This window comes from Amycolatopsis thermalba (genome assembly GCF_003385215.1).
Taxonomy (GTDB): domain Bacteria; phylum Actinomycetota; class Actinomycetes; order Mycobacteriales; family Pseudonocardiaceae; genus Amycolatopsis_E; species Amycolatopsis_E thermalba.
Genome location: NZ_PQHW01000004.1, coordinates 71,939 through 97,121, shown reverse-complemented (window position 1 = coordinate 97,121; position 25,183 = coordinate 71,939). Strand labels below are relative to the sequence as shown.

Here is a 25,183-nt window from a genome sequence, read left to right as displayed (position 1 = left end):
GCGCCGCTCTGTCAACACGGCCGGGCGGAGCTGCGGCGTGCGGCCGGGCGCGAGGCGGGTCCGGTCCCGCACCCAACTACCAGTGAAGGAGCTGTGAACGCGATGGGGGTGATTACAGGGAGTGCACCCCACATGTGGTGAGCTTCGCGCGTGAACGAGGCGACGGCAGAGTTCGACGTGCTGGCGGGTCTCTTCGGGGCGCAGCCGGATCCGTCCATTCCGGTGCCGCTGGTGACCGGCGGTGTGGCGCTCCTGCTGGTGCTGTCCGGCGCGCCCTGGCGGATGGCCCGCAACGTGGTGACGATCGTGCACGAGGCGGGTCACGCGCTGGTCGCGGTGCTGGCCGGGCGTCGCCTGCAGGGGATCAAGCTGCACTCCGACACCTCGGGCGTCACGGTCTCCCGGGGCAAGCCCGAGGGCCCGGGCATGGTGCTGACCGCCCTCGCGGGCTATCCGGCGCCCGGGATCCTCGGCCTGGCCTTCGCGAGCCTGCTGGCCGCGGGCCGCATCACGGTGCTGCTCGCGCTCGCCGCGTTGCTGCTGCTCGGCGTCCTGGTCATGGTCCGCAACGCCTACGGCGTGCTGTCCGTGGTCCTCACCGCCGGCGGGCTCGCGGTGGTCGCGCTGGTCGCCGGGCCGCAGGTGCAGGCGTGGTTCATCTACCTGATCACGTGGTTCCTGCTGCTGGGCGGGCTCCGGCCGGTCATCGAGCTGCAGATGAAACGGCGGCGCGGCGCGGCGCGGGACTCCGACGCGGACCAGCTCGCCCGGCTGACCGGCGTCCCGGCCGCGCTGTGGATGCTCATGCTCGGCGTGATCGCGGTCACGTGCCTGTTCGTCGGCGGCGTCTGGCTGCTCGAACCCGCACTGCAGCCCTGACCTGCCCGTGCGGCACACTGGAGGCTCCCAGTTTCCAGCGTGGAGGTAGCGGTGTCCGACGAGGTGGCGAAGGCTGTTGAGGAGTGCGCACGGGCGGCCAAGGCGGCGGCCCCGTCGTTGGCCACCGCGTCGGACGAGGCCATCGACGCGGCGCTGACCGCCATGGCGGACCGTCTCCTCGACGCCCGCGAGAGCGTCCTGGAGGCCAACCGGGCCGACGTGGCGCGCGCGGAGCAGGAAGGCATGAGCGCCGGACTGCTCGACCGTCTCACGATCACCGAGGAGCGGCTCACCGGCATGGCCGAGCAGCTGCGCCTGCTGGCCGGCTCGCCCCACCCGGAGCGCGCGATCCCGGTGAAGGCGCTGTCCGACCGCCTGCGGCTGGTCGAGCGGCGCCGCCCGGTGGGCGTCATCGGCGCGAACTACGAGGCCCGGCCCAACGTGACGGTCGACGTCGCGTCGCAGCTGGTCAAGTCCCGCAATGGCGGGGTGCTGCGCACCGGTTCGGCCGCGCTGGGCTCCGCGCAGCGACTGCTCGAGGTGGTCATCGCCCCGGCGCTGTCCGACGCGGGTATCGACCCCGCCGTCGTGCAGCTGGTGCCGCGCGTCGAGCGGGAGGCCGCCGCGGCCCTGGTCCGGTTCCCGGACCTGGTGCCGCTGGTCATCCTGCGCGGCAGCGGCGAGAGCACGCGCGCGCTCGCGCTGGAGGCCGCCCAGCACGGCGTCCGGACGCTCGCCCACGCCGACGGCGGTGGCGTGCTGTACGTCGACGAGGCCGCCGACGCCGGCAAGGTCCGCGACCTGGTGTTCAACAGCCTGGACCGGCTGGGCGTCTGCAACCGGCTGAACCTGCTGCTCATCCACTCCGCGGTGCACGACCAGCTGTGGCCGGTCATCTCCGAGGCGCTGGCCGCGCGGAAGGTGACGCCGTCCCTGCCGCCGCACGAGCACGCCATCGGCTACGAGTGGGCGCTCGACTCCGACCACGAGGCCACCGTGACCGTCGCGCAGGTCAGCGGCGTGGCCGAGGCGGTCTCGGTCGCCAACGAGCAGACCTCCGGCCTGGCGGCGGGCATCGCCACCGAGAACGCCGAGACCGCGACGGCCTTCCTCGACGGCTACACCGGAACCGGCGTGTTCTGGAACGCCCCGACGCGCCTGCTGGACGGCTTCAAGCTCCTCGCCGTGCCGGAGACCGGCATCAACCTGGACCGGGTGCCGGGCCCCCGCGGGCCGGTCACCTACACCGACCTGTACGTGCGCCAGTACGCGGTCCTGCCCGCGGACAACTGAGCCGGGCCGAGCGCGTCCGCCCTGCGTCAGTCGCCTGACACGGGGCGGATGCGCAGGCTGGCTAGCCGCGCCGGAGCACGTATGGGTGCAGCCGCGTGTAGCCGCGCACGGTCACCGGGCGGCGGGAGCGCACGGCGAAACCCGGCAGGTCGGCCAGTTCGCCCGCCAGTTCGCGGTCGATCAGCACCGTTCCGGGGCGCGCTACCGACGTGAGCCGCGCGGCCACGTTCACGACCGATCCGTACACGTCGCCGAAGCGGCTCAGGATCCGGCCGGCCGCCAGGCCGGCCCGCACTTCCGGCAGTTCGGCGTCGGCCGCGGTGCGCTCGGTCAGCGTCAGCGCGATCCCGGCCGCGACGGCCGGCGCGTCGGCCACGAACAGCACCTCGTCGCCGATCATCTTCACCACGCGGCCGTGGTGGTCGGCGATGACCTCGGTCGCGAGCAGCTCGAAGCTCTCCAGCACGGCGCTGAGTTCGCTCTCGGCCAGGCGCCGGGTCAGCCGCGTGTAGCCGACCATGTCGACGAACCCGACGACCTCGGTCCGCGCCTCCAGGTCCTCCTCGGGCGACGCCAGCGCCCGCCCGGCGAAGGCCGCCAGGTGCCGCCGCCACACGAAGTCCTGCACCCGCTGCAACTCCGGCAGCAGGCGCTCGACGAGCGTGACGATCTGCGCGTCGTCCCGGCCGAGGCCCTCGTTCTCGGTGATCAGCGTCCACAGCATCCGCACCTGCCACTCCGCGAGCCGCGACAGGTGCAGGCCGAGCGTGCGGGCCACCGGCGCCTCCAGGCCCTGGTCGAGCAGCCCGGAGGAGATCAGCTGGTCGGCGGTGCGCACGGCGTCGATGTCGGCGTCGGTGAAGACCACTTCGTCGTCGCCGACCGTGGCGAACCCCAGCGCACGCCAGAGGCGGGTGGCCCGTTCGATGGGCACACCCGCCTTGTCGGCCACCTCGAGCCGGGTGTAGCGGCGCTTGCCGCCGAGCAGGATGCTCTCGAGGCGCTCGGAGTCCACGCCGGCCTACGTGGTGTGCACGATCAGGACGTCGACCCCCGACTTGCGCGCCGCCTCGGACGGCACCGACCCGAGCAGGCGCCCGGTGAGCGTGTTCAGCCCGCGGTTGCCGACGACCAGCAGGTCGGCCGACTTGTCGGAGACGACCTTGCGCAGCGCCTCGACCGGCTCGCCCACCACGGCGATGGTCTCGGTCGAGCCCGCGCCTGCCTTGAGGGCGCGGTCGCGGGCGCTGCGGAGGGTGTCCTCGGCCGGCGCCGAGCCGACCACCTGGTAGGCCTCCTCGCCCAGGACGTCCTGGGCCTTCTCCACGTCCTGCCTGCTCGCCGGGTAGTAGGCGCACACGATGACGAGCGTGGCGCCGGAGTCCGCGGCCACGGCCGCCGCCCGGTCGACCGCGCGGAACGATGAATCAGACCCGTCCGTACCGACAACCACGGTCCGGTATGCAGCCATCCCAATACCTCCGGCAAGGGTGCGCGCCTGTGCGCTTTCGCAAGTGGCGCCCTAGGTTACTCGCCAGTCGGTTTCTGCGCAGCCCCGCCACCGGTGAGGTTTGCCCGTTCTTCGGCGGGCCGTGACAGCGTGCCCCGCGCGCCTCGTCACCTGGGGACAACCGCCCCGGTGACAGGTGCTCGACAGCGGAGGGCTGGTGGGAGGCGGGGCCGGAGGGCCAGTCCAGCTGGTCTGGTGCTGGCCGGAGCGGGGCGCCGTGTGGGTCCGGCCGAGGTGTCAGCTCTTCCGGGCCGCGCTGTGCTGCGAGTGGGGCGCATCCTGACCACCGGCGGGACCTGCATGACGGCAGGCCGGCTCAGGCAGTGGCTCAGTCCCCGCCTGGCCTCACTCCCTGCGGGGAGGGAGGGGTTTCCGGCCGAAGAGGGACGCCCGTCCGGATCCCTGCCGAGGTGTCACTGCCGCTCGGGAGTGGCTCGTTGTCGAGGTGTCACCGCCGCTCGGGAGTGGCTCGTTGTCGAGGTGTCACTGCCGCTCGGGAGCGGCTCCTCCGCCGGGCTTCACTGCCGTCCCGACGGTTTTCCCGCTGGGGCGGCCTCGCGTTCCTCCGGCAGCGGCTCGATCACCGGTTCGGCCTCGCCGAGGACTGAGTTGGCCTCTACCAGCACTTCGCGCGCTGCCTTGACCTGTTCGGCGATTCCGGCGCGCAGCTTGCGCAACGCCTCGACCCGGTCGGCCGCCGCGTTGATGCGGCGCGTCGACTCCTCCGTGGCTTCCCGCACGCGGCGGGCCGCCTCGTCCGACGCCTCCGCCAGGCGGGCGTTCGCCTCGGTGATCGACTCCGTCTTGCGCCGGTTGGCGTCCTCGATCGACTCGCGGCGGCGGCGCTCGATCTCGGCCTTCGCGGCGGCCTCCTCCTCCGCGACCTTCTTGCGGATCGCCGCGGCCTCGTCCGTCGCCTCGCGGACGCGGCGCTCGGCTTCCGCCTTGCTCGTCGCCTCCTGCTCCGCCAGCACCCGCATCGCCTCGGTGCGGCGCGCCGCCATCGCGATCTCGAAGTCCTCCTCGACCTGGGTGCGGCGCTGCTCGGCCTCGCGATTCAGCCGGTCGCGCTCCTCCTTGGCCTTGGTCGTGATCGACTCGGCCTCGGCGCGCGCGGTCTCCAGGACCGTGCGGTGCTCGGCCTCCATCTCCTTGCGCCGCGCGTCCAGCTCGGCCAGCAGCTGCTCGTAGCGGGCGCGCATGGCGCTGGCGTCCGACTCGGCCTTCGCCCGGATGTGCCCGGCCTCGGCCTCCGCGCGGGCCCGCGTGTCGGCCGCCTCCTCCTGCGCCAGCCGTAGCATGCGCTGCAACCGCTCGGACAGGCCCTCGACCGTCGTCGGCGGCTGGCCCAGCCGCTCGACCTGGCCGCGCAGGTTCTCGATCTCCCCGCGAGCCTGCTCGAGCTGCCGGGCGAGGTCGCCGGCCTGCGAGATGGCGGCATCCCGGTCGGCGGCGAGCATTTTCAGGTCGCTGTCCAGCCGTTCGAGGTGCTCGTCGACCTGGTGGCGGTCGTAACCGCGCTTGGCCAGGTCGAAACCCGCGCCGAGCGGTACAAGCTCTCGTTCGTCGCCAAGGCTCATACGGCCCAGACTACTTAGGCGCCGCGGAACAAATTGATCCGGTCGATGTGCTTCGACCGCTTCTCCGCGTCGCGCACGCCCAAACCCTCCTCGGGGGCGAGACACAACACACCGACCTTGCCCTGGTGGGCGTTGCGGTGCACGTCCAGCGCGGCCTGCCCGGTCTCGGTCATCGGATACGTCTTCGACAGCGTCGGGTGGATCAGGCCTTTCGCGATCAACCGGTTGGCCTCCCACGACTCGCGGTAATTCGCGAAATGCGACCCGATGATCCGTTTCAGGTTCATCCACAGGTACCGGTTGTCGTACTGGTGCAGGTATCCCGAGGTGGAGGCGCACGTGACGATCGTGCCGCCCTTGCGTGCCGCGTACACCGACGCGCCGAACGTCTCCCGGCCCGGGTGCTCGAACACGATGTCCGGATCCTCACAGCCGGTCAGCTCCCGGATCCGCGCACCGAAGCGCTGCCACTCCTTCGGGTCCTGCGTGTTCTCGTCCCGCCAGAACCGGTAACCCTCCGCGGTCCGGTCGATCACCAGTTCGGCACCCATCCGGCGGACGATCGCCGCCTTCTCCGGGCTGGACACCACGCACACCGGGATCGCGCCACCGTTGAGCGCGAACTGCGTCGCGTACGACCCGAGCCCGCCGGAGGCGCCCCAGATCAGCACGACGTCGCCCTGCTTCAGGTTCGCGCCGTTCGTGGTCACCAGCTGCCGGTAGGCGGTGGAGTTGACCAGCCCGGGACAGGCGGCCTCCTCCCAGGTCAGGTGGTCCGGCTTGGGCATCAGCTGGTTGGCCTTGACCAGCGCCAGCTCGGCCAGCCCGCCGAAGTTCGTCTCGAACCCCCAGATCCGCTGGTCGGAGTCGAGCATCGTGTCGTTGTGCCCGTCCGGGCCCTCCAGCTCGACGTTGAGGCAGTGCGCGACGATCTCGTCGCCCGGCTGCCACCGGTGCACGCCCGGCCCGGTGCGCAGCACGACGCCGGCCGCGTCCGAGCCGACCACGTGGTAGGGCTGGTCGTGGCGCTGGGCCAGCGGCGAGAGCCTGCCGTAGCGCTGCAGGAACTTGAACGTCGGGATCGGCTCGAAGATCGACGTCCACACGGTGTTGTAGTTGATGGCGCTGGCCATCACCGCGATCAGCGCCTCACCGGGCCCCGGCTCGGGCGTGGGCACCTCGTCCACGTGCAGCGACTTGCGCGGGTCCTTGTCGCGGGAGGGGATCCCGTCGAACATGGCGACCTCGTCCGCGTGCACGGTCACGCCGCGGTAGGCCTCGGGCACCGGCAGGGCGCCCACCTCGGCGGTCTCGCCGGTGAGGATCGCGTCCCGGATGTCCGTGATCGTCATGTCGGTCTCCCTGCGCTGGGTCGGAGGAGATGACATTACTGGCCAGTAACGTCCTCCGCCACTGTCCGATTTGACCGTAATCCGGGTGTGATTGACCGGCCGGCCAATCAAGGCGCACCATGGCAGTGCGGAGACCGCGCCGCGTGGTCTCCCGGATCGGGTTCGGAGGTGATCACGAATGGCTGATCGTTCGAAGCGGGCGTGGACCCGTCCGCACGACTGGGCCGAGGTCGTGCTCGGGGTGGTGGCGGTGCTGACGCCACTGTGGGCCGACACCGACACCGCGACCATGTGGACGATGATCGTGCTGGGCGCCCTCATCGCGCTGGACGGCCTGCTTTCGCTGTCCATGCCGGGCCTCGTCTACGGCGAGGGGGTCCAGGTCATCCTCGGGGCGCTGCTGTTCATCGCGCCGTGGGTGATGACCTACACGGCACTGGACGTGGCGGCGTGGTCCTCGTGGATCATCGGCGCCCTGACCGCGATCGCCGGGCTGGCGGCCCTGCCGGTGGCGAACGCGGTGCACCGCGGTGGGATGACGACCGCGCACTGAGGGCAGTCACCCCGGTCGGCCCACGACGAGCCGGTTTTCGGTTAGCGTTGTGGGCCGGCGAGCTGTACGAGAGGCGGGCGGAGTGGCGCGGACCGAACACGGGGACGACCTCCCGGCCAAGGAGCGGATCCTCCGCGCGGCCGAGGACCTGTTCGCGGAAAGCGGTTTCGACGCCACTCCGACCTCCCGGATCGCCGAGCGCGCCGGCGTGCCGAAGGGCCTGGTGCACTACTACTTCCGCCGCAAGTCCGACCTGCTGAGCGCGCTGATCAAGCGGTTGCCCGACGAGCAGATCGACGCCACCCGCGTCGTCGTGCCCGGGGACATCGCGGAGAGCCTGCGGCGGCTGGTGTCCGAGCTCGACGCGCGCCTGGCCCGGTCGCGGATGCTGTCCCACCTGCTGTGGCGGGAGGCGGACACCCACCGCGCGGTGCGGGACGCGCTGCACGACCGGTTCCAGCAGCTGGTCCGCCAGGTGCGCACGGTGATCATCGCCGCCGGGGACGGCGCACTGCCGGTGGCCGACGTGGACAGCGCGGCCGGGCTGCTGGCGCTCGCGGTCAGCTACCGGCACTCGGTGGCGCGGCACGGCGGGGACGATCCGCCGGACCTGATGGAGCGGGAGCTGAACTTCATCGCCGACGCGCTGATGGCCCGGCCCGCGCCGGGTTAGTGCGACGCGGCGGGCTCGACCAGCTCGACCAGGACGCCGCCGGCGTCCTTCGGGTGCACGAAGTTGACCTTGCTGTTCGCGGTGCCGCGCTTGGCCTTGTCGTACAGCAGGCGCAGCCCCTTGGCCCGCAGCGCCTCGGCGGCGGCCTCGACGTCGGTGACGCGGTAGGCGACCTGCTGCAGACCGGGGCCCTTGGTGTCGAGGAACTTCCCGATCGTCGAGTCCGGCCGCAGCGGCGCGAGCAGCTGGACGGCGGGGCCGTTCTCGTCGCCCGGCGCGTGCAGCATCGCCTCGCGCACGCCCTGCTCCTCGTTGACCTCGGAGTGCGTGGCGATCATGCCGAAGTTGTCCGCGTAGAAGTCGATCGCGGCGTCCAGATCGGCGACGGCGATGCCGACGTGGTCGATGGTCGTCACGAACGGCTTCAGCGCGTCATTCATAGTGGTGAGGATAAGGCTTGGCCCCGCGGTGCGTGGGTGCCGCGGCTCACACCTGTACTGGACGGCCGCTCCGGGTATCGTCGGATCGACCGCCGTCGTTCGTCTGTTGGAGGCTGTTGTGTCCGGTTCCGTCATCCTGGGTGCGGCGCGTACCCCGATCGGGCGTCTGCTCGGTTCACTGAAGGACTTCACCGGGGCGCAGCTCGGCGGGATCGCCATCAAGGCCGCGCTCGAGCAGGCCGGGGTCTCCCCGGACCAGGTGCAGTACACGATCATGGGCCAGGTGCTCACCGCAGGCGCCGGCCAGATCCCGGCGCGGCAGGCCGCGGTGGCCGCCGGCATCCCGATGGACGTGCCCGCGCTGACCATCAACAAGGTGTGCCTGTCCGGCCTGGACGCGATCGCGCTGGCCGACCAGCTCATCCGCGCCGGCGAGTTCGACCTGGTGGTCGCGGGCGGCCAGGAGTCGATGACCCAGGCGCCGCACCTGCTGCCCAAGTCGCGCTCCGGCTTCAAGTACGGCGACACCACGCTGCTCGACCACATGGCCTACGACGGCCTGTTCTGCGCCTTCGACCAGTGCGCGATGGGCGCGTCGACGGAGAAGTACAACTCCCGCTACGGCATCACCCGCGAGGACCAGGACGCCTTCGCGGCCCGCTCGCACCAGCGCGCGGTCGCCGCGACCGAGGCCGGGCGGTTCAAAGCCGAGCTGGCGCCGGTGTCGATCCCGCAGCGCAAGGGCGACCCGGTCGTGTTCGACACCGACGAGGGCGTGCGTGCCGACACCACGGCCGAGAGCCTGGCCAAGCTGCGCCCGGCCTTCGCCGCCGACGGCACCATCACCGCGGGTTCGGCGTCGCAGATCTCCGACGGCGCGGCCGCGGTGATCGTCGCCAGCCGGGCCAAGGCCGAGGAGCTGGGTCTGGAGCCGCTGGCCGAGATCGGCGCGCACGGCGTGGTCGCCGGGCCGGACGCGAGCCTGCACGAGCAGCCGTCCAACGCGATCAAGGCCGCGCTGGCGAAGGCGAAGCTGGACGCGAGCGCGCTGGACCTGGTGGAGATCAACGAGGCGTTCGCCGCGGTCGGCCTGGTGTCGACCAAGGCGCTGGGCATCGACCCGGAGATCGTGAACGTCGACGGCGGCGCCATCGCGCTCGGCCACCCGATCGGCGCGTCCGGCGCCCGGCTGGCCGTGCACCTGGTGCACGAGCTGCGCCGCCGCGGTGGCGGTCTCGGCGCGGCCGGGCTGTGCGGTGGCGGTGGCCAGGGTGACGCGCTGCTGATCAAGGTGCCCGCGCTGTAGTGCCACTGGACGTCGGGGAGCTCGTCGACCGCGCGCGGGAGGGACAGCCGCGCGCGGTCGCCCGGCTGATCTCGCTGGTCGAGGACGCGCACCCGCGCCTGCGCGAGGTGGCCGCGGCGCTCACGCCGCACACCGGGCGGGCGCGGGTGATCGGCCTGACCGGACCGCCCGGGGTCGGCAAGTCGACTTCGACGTCCATGCTGCTGTCCGCGTTGCGCGCGGAGGGCAAGCGGGTCGGGGTGCTGGCGATCGACCCGTCGTCGCCGTTCTCCGGCGGCGCGCTGCTCGGCGACCGGATCCGGATGACCGAGCACGCGACCGATCCGGGCGTGTTCATCCGGTCGATGGCCACCCGCGGGCACCTGGGCGGGCTGTCCTGGGCGACGCCGCAGGCGGTGCGGGTGCTCGACGCCGCCGGGTTCGACGTCGTGCTGATCGAGACCGTCGGTGTTGGACAGTCCGAAGTGGACGTCGTGAAGCTGGCCGACACCACGGTGGTCCTGCTGGCGCCCGGGCTCGGCGACGGGATCCAGGCGGCCAAGGCCGGGGTGCTGGAGATCGCCGACGTGTTCGTGGTGAACAAGGCCGACCGCGACGGCGCGGAGACCGTGGTGCGCGACCTGAAGCAGATGATCGCCTTCGCGCGCCGGGAGATCCGCGGCGAGAGCTGGCGGCAGCCGATCGTGCGCACGGTCGCCGCCCGCGGCGAGGGCGTGCCGGACCTGGTCAAGGCGCTGTCCGAGCACCACGACTGGCTCGCCTCGCACGGGGAGCTGGCCCGCCGCCGCGCCGAGCGGGCCGCGAGCGAGGTGGCCGCGATCGCCCTGCGCGAGCTGCAGGCGCGGCTGACCGACCTGCACGGCGGCGGGCACCTGCCCGCGGTGGCGAAGAAGGTCGTCGACCGCGAGCTGGACCCCTACACCGCCGCGGACGAGCTGCTGGCCGCGCTACGGTCCGACCGCGCGTAGCCCGTCCACCAGCGCCTCCACCGCGGGGCCGAACGCGTGCTCCGCCGGGGTCGCGTAGCCGATCACCAGCCCGCCGGGGCCGGAGCCCATCCAGTAGCGGCTCAGGTGGTCCACCGCCACCGACCGGCGGCGCAGCGCGCGCAGCACCGCAGCCTCGCCGGGCACGCGCAGCACCAGGTGCAGCCCGGCGGAGATGCCTTCCGGCACGAACTCCGGCGGCAGTGCCGCGAGCAGCCGGTCCCGGCGGCGGCGGTAGGCGACGCGGCGCTGCCGGACGTGCCGGTCGTAGGCGCCGGAGTTCAGCAGGTCGGCGAGGACCAGGTGGTCCACCACCGGCGACCGCCAGCCCAGCGCCGCCATCGTGTCGCGCACCGGGCCGACCAGGCGCCGCGGCAGGACCAGCCACCCGATCCGCAACGCCGGCGCGAGCGTCTTGCTGACCCCGCCCGCGTAGACGATCCGCTCCGGCGCCAGCGACTGCACCGCCCCGACCGGCTGCCGGTCGAACCGGAACTCGCCGTCGTAGTCGTCCTCGATCACCAGGCCGCCCGCCGCCGCCCAGCCGGCCAGCGCGGAGCGGCGCTCCGGCGCGAGCGTGACCCCGAGCGGGTACTGGTGCGCGGCCGTCACGACCGCCACCGGACTGTCCAGTTCGGACACCCGGATCCCGCGCTCGTCCACCGGCACCGGCACGATCTTCGCGCCGCCCCGGGCCGCGCCCTCGCGGAACTCCGGCAGCGACGGGTCCTCGAAGGCGATCTCGTCGAACAGGTGGCCCAGCACGCCGATCGCGTGCGAGTAGCCGCCGCACACCACGATCCGGTCCGGCTCCGCGAGCACGCCGCGGCTGCGCGCGAGGTACCGGGCCAGTGCTTCGCGCAGCGCGGCCGGCCCGGCCGGATCGCCGTAGTCGAACGAGCCCGCGGGCATCGACTGCACGACCCGGCGCGTGGCGGACGCCCACGCCGCACGCGGGAACGCCGACAGGTCCGGCCGCCCGGGGAACAGGTCCCAGCGCGCGTCCCGGAACCAGGCGGAGGTGGGCGGCCCGGACTTCTCGCGTGGTTCGGCCGGGGTGCGCGTGTCCGCGGCCACCCGGGTCGGCGCGCCCTGCCTGGTGCGCAGGTACCCCTCGGCGGTCAGGTCGTTGTAGACGCGCGTGACGGTGCCGCGGGCGATGCCGAGGTCGGCCGCGAGCGCGCGCGTGGACGGCAGCGCCGTGCCGGGGGCGAGCCGGCCTTCGCGGACGGCGCGCCGCAACGCGTCGGCCAGCCCGCGCCGCCCCTCGGACGGCGACCAGTCGAGATGCAGATCGGAACTGGACCACGAACCTGTCACGAAACTGGACCATACCCGTGGGCCAGCGCGGGTTAGTTTGGTCGTATGACCGAGCGACTCCAGTTGTCCGCCGCGCTGCCCGAGGCCTACCAGTCGATCCTCCACCTGCACACCGTCGTCGAGAAGGCGGCCGCGGACGCGGGACTGGACCAGCGGCTGATCGAGCTGGTGAAGATCCGCGCGTCGATGCTCAACGGGTGCGCCTACTGCCTCGACCTGCACGCCCGGGACGCCCGCAAGCTGGGGGAGAGCGAGCGGCGGATCCTCATGCTCAGCGCGTGGTGGGAGACCGACCTCTACACCGAGCAGGAGCGGGCCGCGCTCGCGCTGACCGACGCGATGACCCGGCTGCCGCAGCACCAGGACGTGCCCGACGACGTCTACCAGCAGGCGACCAGCGTGTTCACGCAGGAGCAGTACGTCGCGGTCGCCTGGGCGGCGACGGTGATCAACGCCTTCAACCGGCTCGGGGTCACCAGCCACAAGCCGCTCCCGGCGAACCCCCGGTGACCGCCGAGGCGCTGCGGGCGCTGCACGTCCCGGGCGACCCGCTGATCCTGCCGAACGCGTGGGACGCCGACACGGCGCGGCTGGTCGAGGAGGCCGGGTTCCCGGTGGTGGCCACGTCCTCGGTCGCGGTCGCCGCCGGGCTCGGCTATCCGGACGGCGAGGCCGCGCCCGCCGGGGAGATGTTCGCCGCCGCCGCGCGCATCGCCCGCGCGGTGTCGGTGCCGGTGACGGTGGACGCCGAGAGCGGCTACGGGCTGTCCGGGTCCGAGTTCGCCGCGCGGCTGCTGGACACCGGCGCGGTCGGCTGCAACTACGAGGACACCGACCACCCGCGCGGCGGCCTGCGACCGGTGGACGAGCAGGCGGCCCGGCTGGCGGCGGTGCGCGAGGCCGCGGGCCGGGACCTGGTGATCAACGCCCGCATCGACGTGTTCCTGGGCGCCGCCGACCCGCGTGCCGTGCTGCCCGAGGCGATCGAGCGGGCTCAGGCGTACCTCGCGGCGGGTGCGGACTGCGTGTACCCGATCCTGTTGCGGGACCGCGAAGTCCTGGGCGAGTTCGTGCGGGCGGTGAGCCCGGCGGCGGTCAACGCCAACGGTCCCGTCGCCGAACTGGCCGGGCTCGGCGTCGCGCGGGTCTCGCTCGGCGCCGGGCTGTGGCGCGCGACCCGCGGGTGGCTGACCCAGCACCTGAAGACGCTGCGGTGACGCCGGGGAGGTGCGTACCCCCAGGGGCGCACCTCCCCGGCTCCCTCAGCAGGACTGCTTGTAGAAGTACTGGCTGTGGGCGTCCATGTTCGCCTTGGTGAGGGAGTGCAGCGGCGCCGTGAGGTTGCGCGTCACCGGCCTGCCCTCCAGCGCGGCGACCGCCTGCTGGACGCCCTGCTGCCCGATCATCGCCGGGTCCTGCGCGATCAGCGCCTGGTACTCGCCGTTGCGCAGACCCTCCACTTCGGACGGGCTCGCGTCGAACCCGACCAGCTGGACCTGGCCCGCCTTGCCGGCGCCGCGCAGGCCCGCCGCCGCGCCCTCGCCGGTGTTGAGGTTGGTCGCGAAGATCCCCACCAGGTCCGGAGTGGACGCCAGGGCCGCGGTCACCTTCGACATGGCCTCCCCCGGCTCGTTCTGCGTGAACTGGATGCCCACCGACTTCAGGTTCGGGTACTTCTTCAGCTGCTCGGAGAACCCGGCCGCGCGCGCGTTCGTCGTCGAGGTGCCCGCGATCGTGTCCAGCACCAGCACCGATCCGGACTTCCCGCCGACCAGCTGCGCCAGCGTGTCCGCCGCGAGCTGACCGCCCGCCGTGTTGTCCGACGAGATCGACGACTGCGCCACGCTGGTGTCCTTCAACGACGTGTCGACCTCGATGATCTTCACCCCGCGCGCGGCGACCTGCTGGATCGGCGCGAGCATCGCCGTGTCGTCGGTCGGCGCGATGAGCAGCGCGGCCGGTGGGTTCGACCCCAGCGCGTTGACCTTCTCCGTCTGCAGCGCGGCGTCGAACTTCTGCGGCGCCGAGGTGTCCAGCGTGTAGCCCAGCTTCTGCGCCTCGGCCTGCGCGCCGCACTGCATCGAGATGTAGAACGGCTCCGCCTGCACGCCAGGGATGAGCGTGAGCCGCTTGTTGTTCTCCACCGGCGCGCCGCCGGAGCCGCCGACCTGGCCGGACCCGCAGGCGGCCAGCAACACCGCGGCCGCCGCCAGTCCGGCGATCCTCGCGAACCTCATCCGATCCCTCTCCCTACCTCGTTGTATTGGGATTTCACCGGGAATTGCGTGCGCGGCGGCGCCGCTGGTCGAACCACACCGCGGCCACCAGCACCGCGCCGACCGCGATCATCTGCCAGAAGTCCTGGACGTGCGTGATGTTGAAGCCCTTCTTGAGCACGGCCGGGATGAACACCCCGATCACCGTGCCCAGCACCGATCCCACCCCGCCGAACAGGCTCGTCCCGCCCATCACGGTCGCGGCGATCGCGTTGAGGTTGTCGTTGGTGTGCGCGGTGATCGTGGTCGAGGCGTAGTAGGCCAGCGACAGGAACCCCGCGACCCCCGCCAGGAACCCGGTCAGCAGGTACACCTTGAGGAGGTGCGCGGTCACCGCGATCCCGGACCGGCGCGCGGCCTCGGCGTTCGACCCGACGGCGTAGGTGTAGCGGCCGAAGCGGGTGGTGTGCAGCAGCCACGCGCCGATCAGCGTGATCACCGCGGCCACCAGCACCAGGTTCGGGATGCCGCCGAACGACGTGCCGTAGCCGAGCGTGCGGTTCAGCGTGGTGGGCACGCTGCGCACGTCGGAACCGCCGTTGAGCAGGTACGCCGCACCCAGCGCGGCGCCCATCGAGCCGAGCGTCACGATCAGCGGCGGGATCTTCGCCACCGCGATGAGGAACCCGTTGATCAGCCCCCACGCCGTCCCGGCCAGCACCGCGGCGATCAGCCCGACGGTGATCACGCCCCACCCGGCGGCGCTCGCGTTGCCGCCGGAAAGCGCCTCCATCGTCTTGCCGCAGACCATGCCGGAGAAGATCAGCACCGAGCCGACGGACAGGTCGATGCCGGAGGTGATGATCACGAACGTCATCCCGACCGACAGCACGAGCAGCACCGACGTCTCGATCAGCAGCGTCTGGAACGTGAACACGGTGGCGAACTCGTTCGGCGCGAGCACGGTGAACACCGCGATCAGCGCGAGCAGCACCAGCGCGATCCAGAACGTGTTGGCGCCGATCAGCCGCTGCCCGAGGGACCGCTTGCCGATCCCGCCGCTCACCTCGGTCTGCACCGCCGTGCTCACGCCGCCTCCTTGGCGGACGCGGCAAGCCGCGGCGGTGTTTCTGCGTCGGCGAGCGTGGTGTTCGATGATTCGGACCTGCAAGCAGTCCTCATGCCGCCTCCTCGTGGGTCAGTGCGCCGGTCATCGCCGCCACCAGGTCCTCGAGCTTGGTCTCGGCCGCCACGAACCGGGCCACGCGCGTGCCCAGCCGCAGCACCTCCACCCGGTCGGCCACCGACAGCACCTCGGGCATGTTGTGGCTGATCAGCACCACCGCGATGCCCTCGTCGCGGACCCGCCGGATCACGTCCAGCACCCGTTCGCGCTGCACCACGCCGAGCGCGGCGGTCGGCTCGTCCATGAACACGACCTTCGACGCCCACACCACCGACCGCGCCACCGCGACGCTCTGCCGCTGCCCGCCGGACAGCGAGCCGATCGGCACGTCGGTGCTCTGCAACGTCACCCCGAGCCGTTGGAACTCCTCGACCGCGCGCCGCCGCATCTCGGCCTTGTCGAGCATCCCGAGCCGGCCGAGGATGCCTTTCCGGCGGATTTCCCGGCCGAGGAACAGGTTCGCCGCCGGATCGAGTTCCGGGGCGACCGCGAGGTCCTGGTACACCGTCTCGATGCCCAGCCGCCGCGCGGTCACCGGTGAGTCGAGCGACACCGTCCTGCCGTCCAGCCGGATCTCGCCGGAGGTCGGCTGCTCCGCACCGGACAGGCACTTGACGAGGGTGGACTTCCCCGCGCCGTTGTCCCCGATCAGTGCGGTCACCTCACCCGCGCGGGCCTGGAAGGAGGCGCCGCGCAGGGCCTCCACCGAGCCGTAGTGCTTGACCAGGTTCCGCGCGTCCAGCAGGACGGTGTCGCTCATCAGCGCGCTCCGGGCGCCGGGGGACGACAGCGGATGACGGTCAGGTCGCCGGCCAGTTCGAGCTGCCCGGCCGCGTGCGGCACCACCAGCGTCTCGCCCTTCGCCACGGCGATCTCCCCGCCGTGCTCGGTGCGCAGCGTGCCCTGCCCGTCGAGCGCGACGAACACGGCGAACGACGGGTCGAGCGCGAGGGCGGGGGACGGGCGCAGCTGGTCGGCGCGGAAGAACTCCGCCGACCCGGCGGCCAGCAGGTCCACAGTGGACCCGGGCTCGTCCGCGGTGTGCTTGACGATGCTCGCCAGCCGGTCGTCGTCCCAGCCGGAGGTGTCCAGGGCCCGCAGCGCGGTGTCGAACCCGAGGCCGAGGTGCCCCTGGTCCGGGTCGTCCAGGAAGTTCCGCCACTCGATGGTCAGCGAGAAGTCGGTCGGCTGCTGGAGTTCGACGACGAACACGCCCGCGCCGATCGCGTGCGGCAGGCCGGCCGGGATGTAGACCGTGTCGCCGGGGCGGACCGGGACGCTGTTCAGCGCGCTGAGCATCGCGTCGGTGTCCTGCTCGCGCACCCATTCGCCGACCGTGGCCGGGCTGACGGTCTCCCGGAAGCCGGGGTGGACGCGCGGGTCGTCGCCGCTGGTGCCGACCACGATCCAGGCCTCGGTCTTGCCGAAGTGCGAGTCGAAGTGCTCGCGCGCGAAGGCGTCGGTGGGGTGGAAGTGCACCGGCAGCCGCTGGCCCGCGTCGAGCAGCTTGACCAGCAGCGCGGTGGAGTCGTGAAACGCGGCCACGTGCTCGGCGCCGAGCCAGGACTTCGGGTCGTCGCGGACGGCGTCCCGCAGCCAGCGGCCGTCGGGCAGCCGGGTCAGCCCGGCCTCCTCCTGGCCGAAGCGGGTCGTGGTCGAGGCGACCCAGTCTTCGGGACCGAACGCCGAGTCCTGAGTGGATGCTCCGCGGAGTTCGGCGATGGCCGCGCCGCCGCGGTAGAACTGGGCCGGCTGGTTGGCCGGGAGCTTGATCGGGGCGGTCACGGGGCCACCTCACCGGAGCCGCGGGGAACGAGGTGCACGGGCAGGACAACCTTTCTCGGTGCGGAGGCATCGCCGTTGATGCGGGCGAACAACAGCTCGGCCGCCGCCGACCCGAGACGGCTCACGTCGTGCGCGACGACGGTCACCGGCGGGTCGAGCAGGTCGGCCAGTTCGAAGTCGTCGAAACCGACGACGGCCGGGCGCGGCGTGACGTGGGCCAGCGCCCGCAGCAGGTGGACGGTGACGCGGTTGTTGCCGGCGATGATCGCGGTGGCCGGATCGGGATCGGCGAGCAGGCGGGCCACCGCGTCGGCGACGCTCTGCCGGGTGGGCGGGCGCAGGATCGCCAGGCGCTCGTCGAAGCGCAGCCCGGCGCGGGCGCACCCCTCGCGGTAGCCGCGCAGGCGCTCGGCGGCGGTGTAGATGTCCGGCCGGTCGCCGACGAAGGCGATGCGGCGGTGCCCGTGCCGGGCCAGGTGGGCGACCGCCTCGACGGTGCCGCCCAGGTTGTCGACCAGCACGGTGTCGGCGGCGATGTCCCCGGCCGGGCGGTCCACGAACACCACCGGCGTGCCCGCGCGCATCTCCGGCAGCAGGTAGCCGTGCTGGGTGCCGGCCGGGACGATGAGCAGGCCGTCCACGCGGCGGGAGCAGAACTCCAGGGCCAGCTCGCGTTCGCGCTCGGAGTCCTCCTCCGACGAGCCGGACAGCACGTGCCGACCGAAGGTGGTGGCGACCTTCTCGGCCGCGCGGGTGAGCTCGGAGTAGAACGGGTTGCCCACGTCCTCGACGACCAGGCCGATCGTGCCGGTGGTCGAGCCGCGGCGCAGGTTGCGGGCGCCGAGGTTGCGCCGGAACCCGAGCTCGTCGATGGCGGCCAGCACGCGTTCGGCGGTCTCCGGGTGCACCGCCGGCTCGTCGTTGACCACCCGGGAGACCGTCTTGATGCTCACCCCGGCCAGCCGGGCGACGTCGTTCATCGTGGCGCGCCGCGACGCCTTCCCCGGACCCGGCGACAACGTTGTCATAGCGGGTGGATTTCACACCACCGGGCGGCGGTGTGTCAACCGCCGCCCGGCCGGGGTCACCGCTCCAGGTAGCAGTTCATGCGGGTGTAGTCGAAGGTGAGCGCGAAGGGCTTGAAGAACTCGTGGGTGAAGTTGGCGACGATGTCGAACCCGAACATCGCCGACTGCCCGGGGCCGGGCGTGCCCATGACGGGACCGTCGCTCGCCGATCCGCGCACGTCGTGGGCGACGGCCCGGCCCATCGAGACCCGCTCGGCGACGATCGGGTAGACCGGTCTGCCGTTGAGCTCGCCGGGGTTGGCGTGGTCCACCGCGATGCCCGCGCGCTCGGCGATCTCGACCGTGGTGTCCAGGCCGTGGGCGATGCCGCCGGTGTCCAGCGTGATGATCTTCGGCCCGTGGTCGTTCAGGCTGCCCATCGAGCACGGGTAGTGGTCACCGGCCAGCCACAGCGGCAGCCGCTCGCCCCGGGGCCGGAAGGTCGTGTCCTTCCGGCGCAGCACCAGGGCGCGGCCTGCGTAGTCCATCGTGGTCAGCAGGTGGTAGAAGACCGTCGTGCCGATCACGCCCGCGGGTGTCGTGCCGTCCGGCCGCGGCGGCTTGCGCTGGTTCGACCACTGCATAGGGATGTTGCGGATCTCCAGGTCGCCGAAGCGGATCGACTCCAGGATGCCGAGGTGGAGGGTGACCGGCTGGCCGCCGGCGAAACCGGACACCGTGGCGACCGAGCGCAGACCCAGCTCGTCGGCGACCGCCTGGTCCAGGTCGAGGGTGCCGTAGGTGTCGAGCACGAACCGGCGCGGCTCGCCGCCGTTGACCGAGGCGTCGATCGTCGGCAGCGGATCGAGGTCCTGGAACGGGAGCCGGACCGCCTGCGCGCCGCGGACTTCCCATGGCTTGCCGTTCAGCTGCGCGTAGAGCTTGCCGAACGGTGAGCCACCCAGCAGCGGCACGGCGCGGTCGTGCCGGTCCTGCCGCACGAAGCACTCCACCAGCTTCCGGGTGGTGTCGGCGTCGCCGGGATTCAGTTCCAGCGCGCGGGAGAGGAACTGCTCGGCGTCCGGGAAACGGTTGTGCAGCAAGGCGATGTAGCCGCGCTGGGCCGCCGCCCTGGCGTTCGCGGGGTCCTTGCGGAGCAGCTTGGCGTAGCCGCGGTCGGCGGCGTCGAACGACCCGGCCCGGAACAGCTGGTCCGGATCGGCGCTGGCGGCGCTCGCGAGCCCGGAGGTCATCAGGGGGACGGTCGCGGCGGCCAGACCGGCCTGCCACAGGAAATCGCGTCGGCGGAGAGTCATGCCGCAACACCTACCGAGCGGACCCGATGATCAGCCGATGCCCGAGCCATACGCGATCCATATCCACCCGCGGCCAAGATGGCCAAGTGCGGGTTCTGGTGGTCGAGGACGAGGCGGCCCTGGTCAAGTACCTCGTCGCCGGCCTGCGCCGGCACGGCTTCGCGGTGGACGTCGCCGCGGACGGCGCCGCCGCCCTGGAGAAGTGCGCGGTCACGCCCTACGACGTGGTCGTGCTGGACCGCGACCTGCCGGTGGTGCACGGCGACACCGTGTGCCGCCGCCTGGCCCAGGACGGCACGGCGCGGATCCTGATGCTCACCGCCTCCGGCTCGGTCGCCGACCGCGTCGACGGCCTCGGCCTCGGCGCCGACGACTACCTGGGCAAGCCGTTCGCCTTCGCCGAGCTGGTCGCTCGCGTCCAGGCGCTGGCCCGGCGCAGCACCCCGGCCCGCCCGCCGGTGCTGCGGGCCGCCGGCGTGGTCCTCGACCCCGCGCGCCGCACCGCCGAACGCGACGGCCTGCTGCTGCACCTCACGCCCAAGGAGTTCGGCGTGCTCGAACAGCTCCTGGCCGCGGGCGGGGACGTGGTGAGCGCGGAGACGTTGCTGGACAAGGTGTGGGACGAGCACGCCGACCCGTTCACCAACGCCGTCCGCATCACCGTGGGCACGTTGCGCCGCAAGCTCGGCGACCCGCCGGTCGTCGAGACCGTGACCGGCGCCGGCTACCGGATCAGCCGGTGCACCTGAGCGCTCGCGGCCGCCTCACGCTCCTCTACACCGGGCTGGTCCTGGCCGCCGGTGTCGTGCTGACCGCGCTGACCTACCTGCTGCTGCGCTCGAAGCTGGAGCGGCGGATCTCGCTGCTCATCATCCGCACGCCCGACGATCCCACGCCGGCCCCGCCCGACCTCACCGGAACCGCCGACCAGGTGCGGGACGTGGCGCTGTCCGAGTTCCTCGGCCAGGCCGCGATCGCGCTCACCGTGGTGGTCCTGCTGGCCGCGGTGCTCGGCGGGCTGGTGGCGGGCCGGGTGCTGCGCCCGATCCGCGCCATCTCGGCGACCGCGCGGCGCCTGTCCGCGGAGAACCTCGCCGAGCGCGTCCCGGTCTCCGCGCCCGCGGACGAGCTGGCCGGCCTGGCCACCACGATCAACGGGATGCTCGACCGCATCCAGCAGGGCATCGCCGAGCGCGACCGGGTGCTGCACAGCCAGCGCATGTTCACCGCGAACGCCGCGCACGAGCTGCGCACCCCGCTGACCACCGTCCGCACCGCGATCGACGTCACACTCGACGGCGACCCCAGCCGGGCCGAGCTGCTGGCGATGACCGGCGACATCGCCACCGCGGTCGAGCACAGCCGGCGCACCCTCGACGGCCTGCTGGTGCTGGCACGCAGCCAGACCGGTTCGAATTCGCGCCAGCGGGTGGACCTGGCCGCTCTGGCGGCCGCGGCGCTCGACGGCGCGGCGGCCGCCCACTCGCTGCACGTGCGGTCCGAGCTGGCGCCCGCGCTCACCGACGGCGAACCCGTGCTGCTGGAACGACTGGTGGGCAACCTCGTCGACAACGCCGTCCGCTACAACCACCCCGGCGGCCGGATCGAGGTGACCACCGGCAGCGCCGACGGGCAGGTTGTGTTGTGCGTCTCGAACACCGGGAGCGTGGCGCCGGACGATGCGCAGCGGCTGCTGGAACCGTTCGTCCGCGGCGCGGGCGCGCGCGTGCGCGGCGAATCCGGCGCGGGGCTCGGGTTGTCGATCGTGCACGCCGTCGCCACCGCCCACGGCGGACGCGTGACGCTGGAAGCCCGGCCGTCCGGCGGACTCCACGTGACGGTGTGGCTACCGGAATCCTCTGTGGACGGCCGCTCGTGATGATGATCACGACCCCCGGAGTTCCAGTGAGGACCATCACGCCTCACACTGGGTACCGAAGCGTCCGACAGCGTGGTTGACGTAACCGGAGTCGGACGTTTTCTCATGTGCTTCTCACAAGGAGGAAAGCAGTGACCAGCAAGGCCGCTCTCGTGTTCCGCGTGGCCGCCGTCGCCGAGGCGCTGTCCTGGGCGGGTTTGCTGATCGGGATGTTCCTGAAGTACGTCGTCGACGCCCCGAACGAGGGCGGCGTGCCGGTGCTCGGCATGGTCCACGGCGTCGTCTTCGTCGTGTACCTGATCGTCACGCTGGCCGTGTTCAAGCCGCTGGGCTGGCGCCCGCGCGTGGTGATCACCGCGCTGCTCGCCAGCATCCCGCCGCTGTTCACCTGGTGGTTCGAGACGTGGGCGCTGCGCACGGGCAAGCTGGACGGCCCGGAGCGCCTCACCTACGGCGGCACCGGCCTCATCGTCCGGGACACCGTCTCCGCCTGATCTCCCACGCGAAAGCGCCGCCGCCACGACCTGTGACGGCGGCGCTTCGTGCTGTCGTCAGGCGGGCTCCCCGCGGCGCGGGGAGCCCGCCTCGTCTCAGAACAGGGCCGACGCGAGGTTCCGGCGTGCCGCCGCGACGCGCTCGTCCGCCGGGTCGAACAGCTCGAACAGGCTCACCAGGTGCTCGCGCACGCGGTTGCGGTCCGGGCCCGCGGTGCGGCGCACCGCCTCGATGAGCCGGGCGAACCCGTCCTCGACCTTGCCCGTCGCCACCTCGTAGTCGGCCGCGGCGAACTGGGCCTCCAGGTCGTCCGGGGAGGCGTCGGCGCGGGCGACCGCCGCCGGGTCGGCCTCGGCGGCGCGGGCGGCGAACCGCACCTGCGCCAGACCGGCCTTGGCCAGCTCGTTGGCCGGCTCGGTGTCCAGGATCCGCTGGTAGGCGGCCTCGGCGGCGGCGAAGTCACCGCGCTCGAACGCGGCCTCGGCCTCGGTGAAGCGCGGGTCCTCGGCCTCCTCGGCGCCACCGGCGCCCGACGGCGGGATGCCCGGCAGCTTGCCCTTCAGCGCCTCCAGCAGCTGGTCCAGCCACTGCCGGATCTCGTTCTCGGGCAGCGCGCCGGAGAACGCGTTGACCGGCTGCCCACCGGCGATCGCCACCACCGTCGGGATCGACTGGACCCCGAAGACCTGCGCGATCCGCGGGTTGGCGTCCACGTCGACCTTCGCCAGCACCCAGGCGCCGCCGGACTGCTCGGCCAGCCGCTCCAGCACCGGGCTCAGCTGCTTGCACGGCCCGCACCACTCGGCCCACAGGTCCACCACGACGAGCTGCTGCAGCGACCGCTCGACCACCTCGGCCTGGAACGTGGCCTCGGTGACGTCGATGACCGCGGCACCGGCGCCGCCACCCCCGGCCGGGGCGCCACTCGACGGCGGCGGGGCGTTGCGCTGGGCCTCGGCCCTGGCTTTGAGCGCGGACAGATCCACCGCGCCGGACAGCGCGGCGGACATGGCGGCTGACTTCGCTGCTGATGCGCGTGGATTTGTCACGCTTCCATCCTGGCATGTACTGTCCGGCGGTTCACCGGAGGTGCTCCTCCAGCCGCTCCACTTTCGCCTCCAGCTGACCGCTGTCGAAGCCCGGCCGGATGTCGGCCTTCAGCACCAGCGACACCCGGGCCGCCCCCTCACCGGCCGCCTCCACCGCCCGCTTCACCACGTCCATGACCTCGTCCCAGGACCCCTCGACGTTGGTGAACATCGCGTTGGTGGAGTTCGGCAGGCCCGAATCGCGGACGACCTTCACCGCCCTGGCGACCGCTTCGCTGACCCCGCCGTCCGGGTCACCGCCGGACGGGCTCACGCTGAACGCGACGATCATCGGCTCTCCTCACGCTTGCGACACTTTGCGCACTACCCTGCCCCCTCGGTCAAGAACCCGCTGGTAGCTTCCCTGCCATGAACCGCCCGCTGCCTTTCGACCCGATCGCCCGCGCCGCGCAGCTGTGGGAGGACCGGATCGGGCCGTCCGCGACGATGGCGGCGGTCACCGGCGTGATGCGCGTGCAGCAGATCGTCCAGTCGGCCGTCGACGGCGCGCTCAAGCCCCACGGCCTGACCTTCGCCCGTTACGAGGCGCTCGTGCTGCTGTCGTTCGCCCGCCGCGGGGCGCTGCCGATGCGGGTGATGGGCGAGCGGCTCCAGCTGCACCCGACCAGCGTGACCAACATCGTGGACCGGCTGGAGAAGGACGGCCTGGTCAAGCGGGTGCCGCACCCGACCGACCGGCGCACCACGCTGGTGGAGATCACCGACGACGGTCACGCCCGGCTGGAGGAGGCGACGAAGGCGGTCACCGCGATCGACTTCGGGCTCGTCGGCCTCACCGCGAAGCAGACCGAGCAGCTGTCCGAGCTGCTCACCAAGGTGCGCAAGGCCACCGGCGACTTCATCGGCTGACGGCTCAGCCGTATTGGGTGCTGCACGGCCCCGAGCCCTGCAGGTACCCGGTGCGCATGGCCTCGACGCGGTTGAACCCGCTGGCCGCCGGCTTGCCCTCGACGTCGGCCGCGACCAGCGAATCCGGTCGCAGCAGGTCCGAGATCGCCTCGTCCAGGTCGCCCGCCGACAGCCGCATCTGCTGACCCTCCTGCGCGGCCACCGCGGCCCACGCCCCGACCAGGCACGCGGTGCGCAGCCCGGCGTTGGCGTTGTCCAGCGACGCGCCGACACCCTTCTGGATGCCCATCGCGTACCGGGACGCGACCTCGGAGAACGCGGCGAAGTCGCCGTGCCCGCCGCTGCTGGACCCGGTGAACTCGCCCTCCTGGTCCACCGGCTGCCCCAGCTCGGCCAGCACGGGCAGGTCGATCCGCACCGTGTGGTCGCTCGTGCAGTACGTCGCGGGCGGGGTGGACGTGCCGTTGGGGCAGGACGCGCCGCCGTCGACGATCTCCGGCGCCTGCACCTTGGCACCGGCGAAGGCCGCGTCGAGGCTGTCCTCCAGCAGGTCGATCGCGTCCTGGTCGACCTCGATGTCGCCGTCCCGGTCACCGGTGTCGAAGGGCCGCTCGGTCAGGCGCGGCTGGATGTTGTCCAGCGTCATGCCCGCGCACTCCCGGGGCCCCTGCTCGAAGCCGATCTGGAAGGCGTAGGTCCGGTCGAACCCGGTGCCGTGCGCGGACCGGTCGGTCGCCGCGGTGCCCGCGCTGTCGCGCACCAGGAACAGCGACGACAGCGCCGAGTTCAGCCCGTCGGAGGTGGACACCGCGAAGTACTTGCTCTTGCCCTCGGCGACCCAGCGGTAGTAGGCGCCGGCGAAGCAGTCGGCCTGCTGCTCCTTCACGATCGTGGGCGTGTTGCGGCTGATGCCGGCCTTGTCGCCGAGCCGGTACTGCACCGCGTGGCCGAACTCGTGGGCCAGCACGGTGACCACCGACAGCGGCCCGAACTGGTCCATCATCGTGGGCAGCAGCACGCCGCGGTCCCACGCCACCGAGTCGTCCATGCTGCAGTAGAAGGCGTTCGCGTTGCCCTTGGTGTCGCCGCAGCCGTTCTCCTGGTTCTCGCCCTCGGAGTCGTAGGACAGCAGCGACTTCACCGGCTCGAACTTGACGTCGAAGTTGCCCGGCAGCGCGTCGGCCCAGTAGTCCTCGACGTCGGCGATGGTGGCGACGGCCACCCGGTCCGCCTCGGTGCTGCTGACGTTGGTCACTTCGAGGTCCGGCTCGGGCGCGGTCGGCTTGAGCCCGCTCTGGAAGTGCGTGATCGGCAGCCCCGCGACGTCACCCTCGGACACCGAGGCGCTCTTCCCGTCGCTGCAACCGGCCAGCCCCAGCGCCACCACCCCGGTCAGCGCCACCAGCGATCGCCGCACCCCGGCCCCCTCGATGTTCGTCACGCTTGTCG

The 25,183-nt window shown here is 72.4% G+C and carries 27 protein-coding genes; 12 read left to right on the top strand and 15 right to left on the bottom strand.

All coding sequences use genetic code 11. The features are described from left to right. Positions 1-150 precede the first annotated feature (150 nt). Complete coding sequence (locus tag D0D15_RS03105) at positions 151-879, top strand: M50 family metallopeptidase (RefSeq protein ID WP_094006151.1); 729 nt, start codon at positions 151-153, stop codon at positions 877-879. Positions 880-930: 51 nt separating this feature from the next. Next, on the top strand, positions 931-2,172 hold the full coding sequence (locus D0D15_RS03100) for an aldehyde dehydrogenase family protein (RefSeq protein ID WP_094006152.1): 1,242 nt from the start codon (positions 931-933) through the stop codon (positions 2,170-2,172). 61 nt (positions 2,173-2,233) lie between these two features. On the opposite strand, the gene D0D15_RS03095 is transcribed toward D0D15_RS03100, so the two are convergent. The 4 genes from D0D15_RS03095 to ccrA all read right to left on the bottom strand — a co-directional run bounded on the left by D0D15_RS03095 (position 2,234) and on the right by ccrA (position 6,614). Continuing rightward, the gene (locus D0D15_RS03095; protein ID WP_115944222.1) at positions 2,234-3,187 is read right to left on the bottom strand and encodes an adenylate/guanylate cyclase domain-containing protein; all 954 of its coding nucleotides are present in this window, start codon (positions 3,185-3,187) and stop codon (positions 2,234-2,236) included. Between the two features lie 6 nt (positions 3,188-3,193). After that, on the bottom strand, positions 3,194-3,643 hold the full coding sequence (locus D0D15_RS03090) for a universal stress protein (protein WP_017984484.1): 450 nt from the start codon (positions 3,641-3,643) through the stop codon (positions 3,194-3,196). A 557-nt stretch (positions 3,644-4,200) separates the two neighbouring features. Next, entirely contained in the window at positions 4,201-5,262 is a 1,062-nt protein-coding gene (locus D0D15_RS03085; protein ID WP_094006154.1) for a coiled-coil domain-containing protein, read from the bottom strand. Positions 5,263-5,276: 14 nt separating this feature from the next. Further along, positions 5,277-6,614 (bottom strand): crotonyl-CoA carboxylase/reductase, encoded by a 1,338-nt coding sequence (gene ccrA, locus D0D15_RS03080; protein WP_094006155.1) that lies wholly within the window; start codon positions 6,612-6,614, stop codon positions 5,277-5,279. 178 nt (positions 6,615-6,792) lie between these two features. On the opposite strand from ccrA, the gene D0D15_RS03075 reads away from it, so the two are divergent. After that, on the top strand, positions 6,793-7,167 hold the full coding sequence (locus D0D15_RS03075; RefSeq protein WP_094006156.1) for an SPW repeat protein: 375 nt from the start codon (positions 6,793-6,795) through the stop codon (positions 7,165-7,167). Positions 7,168-7,249: 82 nt separating this feature from the next. Then, positions 7,250-7,840 carry a TetR/AcrR family transcriptional regulator gene (locus D0D15_RS03070; RefSeq protein ID WP_094006157.1) on the top strand — a complete coding sequence of 197 codons (591 nt, stop codon included), beginning with the start codon at positions 7,250-7,252 and terminating at the stop codon, positions 7,838-7,840. Here D0D15_RS03070 and mce read toward each other — a convergent pair. Further along, positions 7,837-8,280, bottom strand: coding sequence for a methylmalonyl-CoA epimerase (gene mce, locus D0D15_RS03065; protein ID WP_094006158.1), 444 nt, complete (start codon positions 8,278-8,280; stop codon positions 7,837-7,839). The genes D0D15_RS03070 and mce overlap by 4 nt on opposite strands. Before the next feature lie 118 nt (positions 8,281-8,398). On the opposite strand from mce, the gene D0D15_RS03060 reads away from it, so the two are divergent. Further along, positions 8,399-9,586 carry an acetyl-CoA C-acetyltransferase gene (locus D0D15_RS03060; RefSeq protein ID WP_094006159.1) on the top strand — a complete coding sequence of 396 codons (1,188 nt, stop codon included), beginning with the start codon at positions 8,399-8,401 and terminating at the stop codon, positions 9,584-9,586. Then, complete coding sequence (gene meaB, locus D0D15_RS03055) at positions 9,586-10,554, top strand: methylmalonyl Co-A mutase-associated GTPase MeaB (RefSeq protein WP_094006160.1); 969 nt, start codon at positions 9,586-9,588, stop codon at positions 10,552-10,554. Before D0D15_RS03060 ends, meaB begins: the two co-directional genes overlap by 1 nt. Here the strand turns inward: meaB and pdxR are convergent. Continuing rightward, a complete protein-coding gene (gene pdxR, locus D0D15_RS03050) occupies positions 10,534-11,892 on the bottom strand; it encodes a MocR-like pyridoxine biosynthesis transcription factor PdxR (protein WP_094006161.1) in 1,359 nt (452 codons plus the stop codon). The genes meaB and pdxR overlap by 21 nt on opposite strands. Positions 11,893-11,937: 45 nt before the next feature. On the opposite strand from pdxR, the gene D0D15_RS03045 reads away from it, so the two are divergent. Both D0D15_RS03045 and D0D15_RS03040 read left to right on the top strand, forming a co-directional pair. Beyond that, entirely contained in the window at positions 11,938-12,402 is a 465-nt protein-coding gene (locus D0D15_RS03045) for a carboxymuconolactone decarboxylase family protein (protein ID WP_094006162.1), read from the top strand. Continuing rightward, positions 12,399-13,109, top strand: a complete 711-nt coding sequence (locus tag D0D15_RS03040) for an isocitrate lyase/PEP mutase family protein (RefSeq protein WP_094006163.1) — start codon at positions 12,399-12,401, stop codon at positions 13,107-13,109. Before D0D15_RS03045 ends, D0D15_RS03040 begins: the two co-directional genes overlap by 4 nt. Positions 13,110-13,154: 45 nt before the next feature. Here the strand turns inward: D0D15_RS03040 and D0D15_RS03035 are convergent, their stop codons facing one another. From D0D15_RS03035 to D0D15_RS03010, 6 genes are all read right to left on the bottom strand, one after another. Further along, a complete protein-coding gene (locus D0D15_RS03035; protein WP_094006164.1) occupies positions 13,155-14,129 on the bottom strand; it encodes an ABC transporter substrate-binding protein in 975 nt (324 codons plus the stop codon). A gap of 34 nt (positions 14,130-14,163) precedes the next feature. Continuing rightward, positions 14,164-15,198 (bottom strand): ABC transporter permease, encoded by a 1,035-nt coding sequence (locus tag D0D15_RS03030; RefSeq protein WP_094006165.1) that lies wholly within the window; start codon positions 15,196-15,198, stop codon positions 14,164-14,166. A gap of 88 nt (positions 15,199-15,286) precedes the next feature. After that, complete coding sequence (locus D0D15_RS03025) at positions 15,287-16,054, bottom strand: ATP-binding cassette domain-containing protein (protein WP_094006166.1); 768 nt, start codon at positions 16,052-16,054, stop codon at positions 15,287-15,289. After that, entirely contained in the window at positions 16,054-17,079 is a 1,026-nt protein-coding gene (locus D0D15_RS03020; protein ID WP_094006167.1) for a class I mannose-6-phosphate isomerase, read from the bottom strand. The genes D0D15_RS03025 and D0D15_RS03020 overlap by 1 nt, the downstream gene beginning before the upstream one ends. Next, positions 17,076-18,059, bottom strand: coding sequence for a LacI family DNA-binding transcriptional regulator (locus D0D15_RS03015; protein WP_094006168.1), 984 nt, complete (start codon positions 18,057-18,059; stop codon positions 17,076-17,078). The genes D0D15_RS03020 and D0D15_RS03015 overlap by 4 nt, the downstream gene beginning before the upstream one ends. Before the next feature lie 104 nt (positions 18,060-18,163). Continuing rightward, entirely contained in the window at positions 18,164-19,402 is a 1,239-nt protein-coding gene (locus D0D15_RS03010) for a retropepsin-like aspartic protease (RefSeq protein WP_094006169.1), read from the bottom strand. A gap of 86 nt (positions 19,403-19,488) precedes the next feature. On the opposite strand from D0D15_RS03010, the gene D0D15_RS03005 reads away from it, so the two are divergent. The 3 genes from D0D15_RS03005 to D0D15_RS02995 all read left to right on the top strand — a co-directional run bounded on the left by D0D15_RS03005 (position 19,489) and on the right by D0D15_RS02995 (position 21,775). Further along, on the top strand, positions 19,489-20,151 hold the full coding sequence (locus D0D15_RS03005; RefSeq protein WP_094006170.1) for a response regulator transcription factor: 663 nt from the start codon (positions 19,489-19,491) through the stop codon (positions 20,149-20,151). Further along, on the top strand, positions 20,142-21,281 hold the full coding sequence (locus D0D15_RS03000; protein WP_244214931.1) for a sensor histidine kinase: 1,140 nt from the start codon (positions 20,142-20,144) through the stop codon (positions 21,279-21,281). The genes D0D15_RS03005 and D0D15_RS03000 overlap by 10 nt, the downstream gene beginning before the upstream one ends. Positions 21,282-21,412: 131 nt before the next feature. Beyond that, positions 21,413-21,775 carry a DUF3817 domain-containing protein gene (locus D0D15_RS02995; RefSeq protein WP_094006171.1) on the top strand — a complete coding sequence of 121 codons (363 nt, stop codon included), beginning with the start codon at positions 21,413-21,415 and terminating at the stop codon, positions 21,773-21,775. 96 nt (positions 21,776-21,871) lie between these two features. On the opposite strand, the gene trxA is transcribed toward D0D15_RS02995, so the two are convergent. Next, positions 21,872-22,786 carry a thioredoxin gene (gene trxA, locus D0D15_RS02990; RefSeq protein WP_198958260.1) on the bottom strand — a complete coding sequence of 305 codons (915 nt, stop codon included), beginning with the start codon at positions 22,784-22,786 and terminating at the stop codon, positions 21,872-21,874. 70 nt (positions 22,787-22,856) lie between these two features. Next, positions 22,857-23,156 (bottom strand): thiamine-binding protein, encoded by a 300-nt coding sequence (locus tag D0D15_RS02985; protein ID WP_020420187.1) that lies wholly within the window; start codon positions 23,154-23,156, stop codon positions 22,857-22,859. Between the two features lie 77 nt (positions 23,157-23,233). Here D0D15_RS02985 and D0D15_RS02980 point away from each other — a divergent pair, with 77 nt between their 5' ends. After that, a complete protein-coding gene (locus D0D15_RS02980) occupies positions 23,234-23,734 on the top strand; it encodes a MarR family winged helix-turn-helix transcriptional regulator (RefSeq protein WP_094006173.1) in 501 nt (166 codons plus the stop codon). 4 nt (positions 23,735-23,738) lie between these two features. On the opposite strand, the gene D0D15_RS02975 is transcribed toward D0D15_RS02980, so the two are convergent. Continuing rightward, complete coding sequence (locus D0D15_RS02975) at positions 23,739-25,175, bottom strand: neutral zinc metallopeptidase (protein WP_115944221.1); 1,437 nt, start codon at positions 25,173-25,175, stop codon at positions 23,739-23,741. Between the last annotated feature and the right edge of the window lie 8 nt (positions 25,176-25,183).

Coding starts and splice junctions, on each gene's coding strand:
- D0D15_RS03090 (WP_017984484.1), bottom strand. CDS start 3,643: ATGGCTGCATACCGGACCGTGGTTGTCGGTACGGACGGGTCTGATTCA.
- D0D15_RS03085 (WP_094006154.1), bottom strand. CDS start 5,262: ATGAGCCTTGGCGACGAACGAGAGCTTGTACCGCTCGGCGCGGGTTTC.
- ccrA (WP_094006155.1), bottom strand. CDS start 6,614: ATGACGATCACGGACATCCGGGACGCGATCCTCACCGGCGAGACCGCC.
- D0D15_RS03075 (WP_094006156.1), top strand. CDS start 6,793: ATGGCTGATCGTTCGAAGCGGGCGTGGACCCGTCCGCACGACTGGGCC.
- mce (WP_094006158.1), bottom strand. CDS start 8,280: ATGAATGACGCGCTGAAGCCGTTCGTGACGACCATCGACCACGTCGGC.
- D0D15_RS03045 (WP_094006162.1), top strand. CDS start 11,938: ATGACCGAGCGACTCCAGTTGTCCGCCGCGCTGCCCGAGGCCTACCAG.
- D0D15_RS03035 (WP_094006164.1), bottom strand. CDS start 14,129: ATGAGGTTCGCGAGGATCGCCGGACTGGCGGCGGCCGCGGTGTTGCTG.
- D0D15_RS03025 (WP_094006166.1), bottom strand. CDS start 16,054: ATGAGCGACACCGTCCTGCTGGACGCGCGGAACCTGGTCAAGCACTAC.
- D0D15_RS03015 (WP_094006168.1), bottom strand. CDS start 18,059: ATGAACGACGTCGCCCGGCTGGCCGGGGTGAGCATCAAGACGGTCTCC.
- D0D15_RS03010 (WP_094006169.1), bottom strand. CDS start 19,402: ATGACTCTCCGCCGACGCGATTTCCTGTGGCAGGCCGGTCTGGCCGCC.
- trxA (WP_198958260.1), bottom strand. CDS start 22,786: ATGTCCGCCGCGCTGTCCGGCGCGGTGGATCTGTCCGCGCTCAAAGCC.
- D0D15_RS02985 (WP_020420187.1), bottom strand. CDS start 23,156: ATGATCGTCGCGTTCAGCGTGAGCCCGTCCGGCGGTGACCCGGACGGC.
- D0D15_RS02980 (WP_094006173.1), top strand. CDS start 23,234: ATGAACCGCCCGCTGCCTTTCGACCCGATCGCCCGCGCCGCGCAGCTG.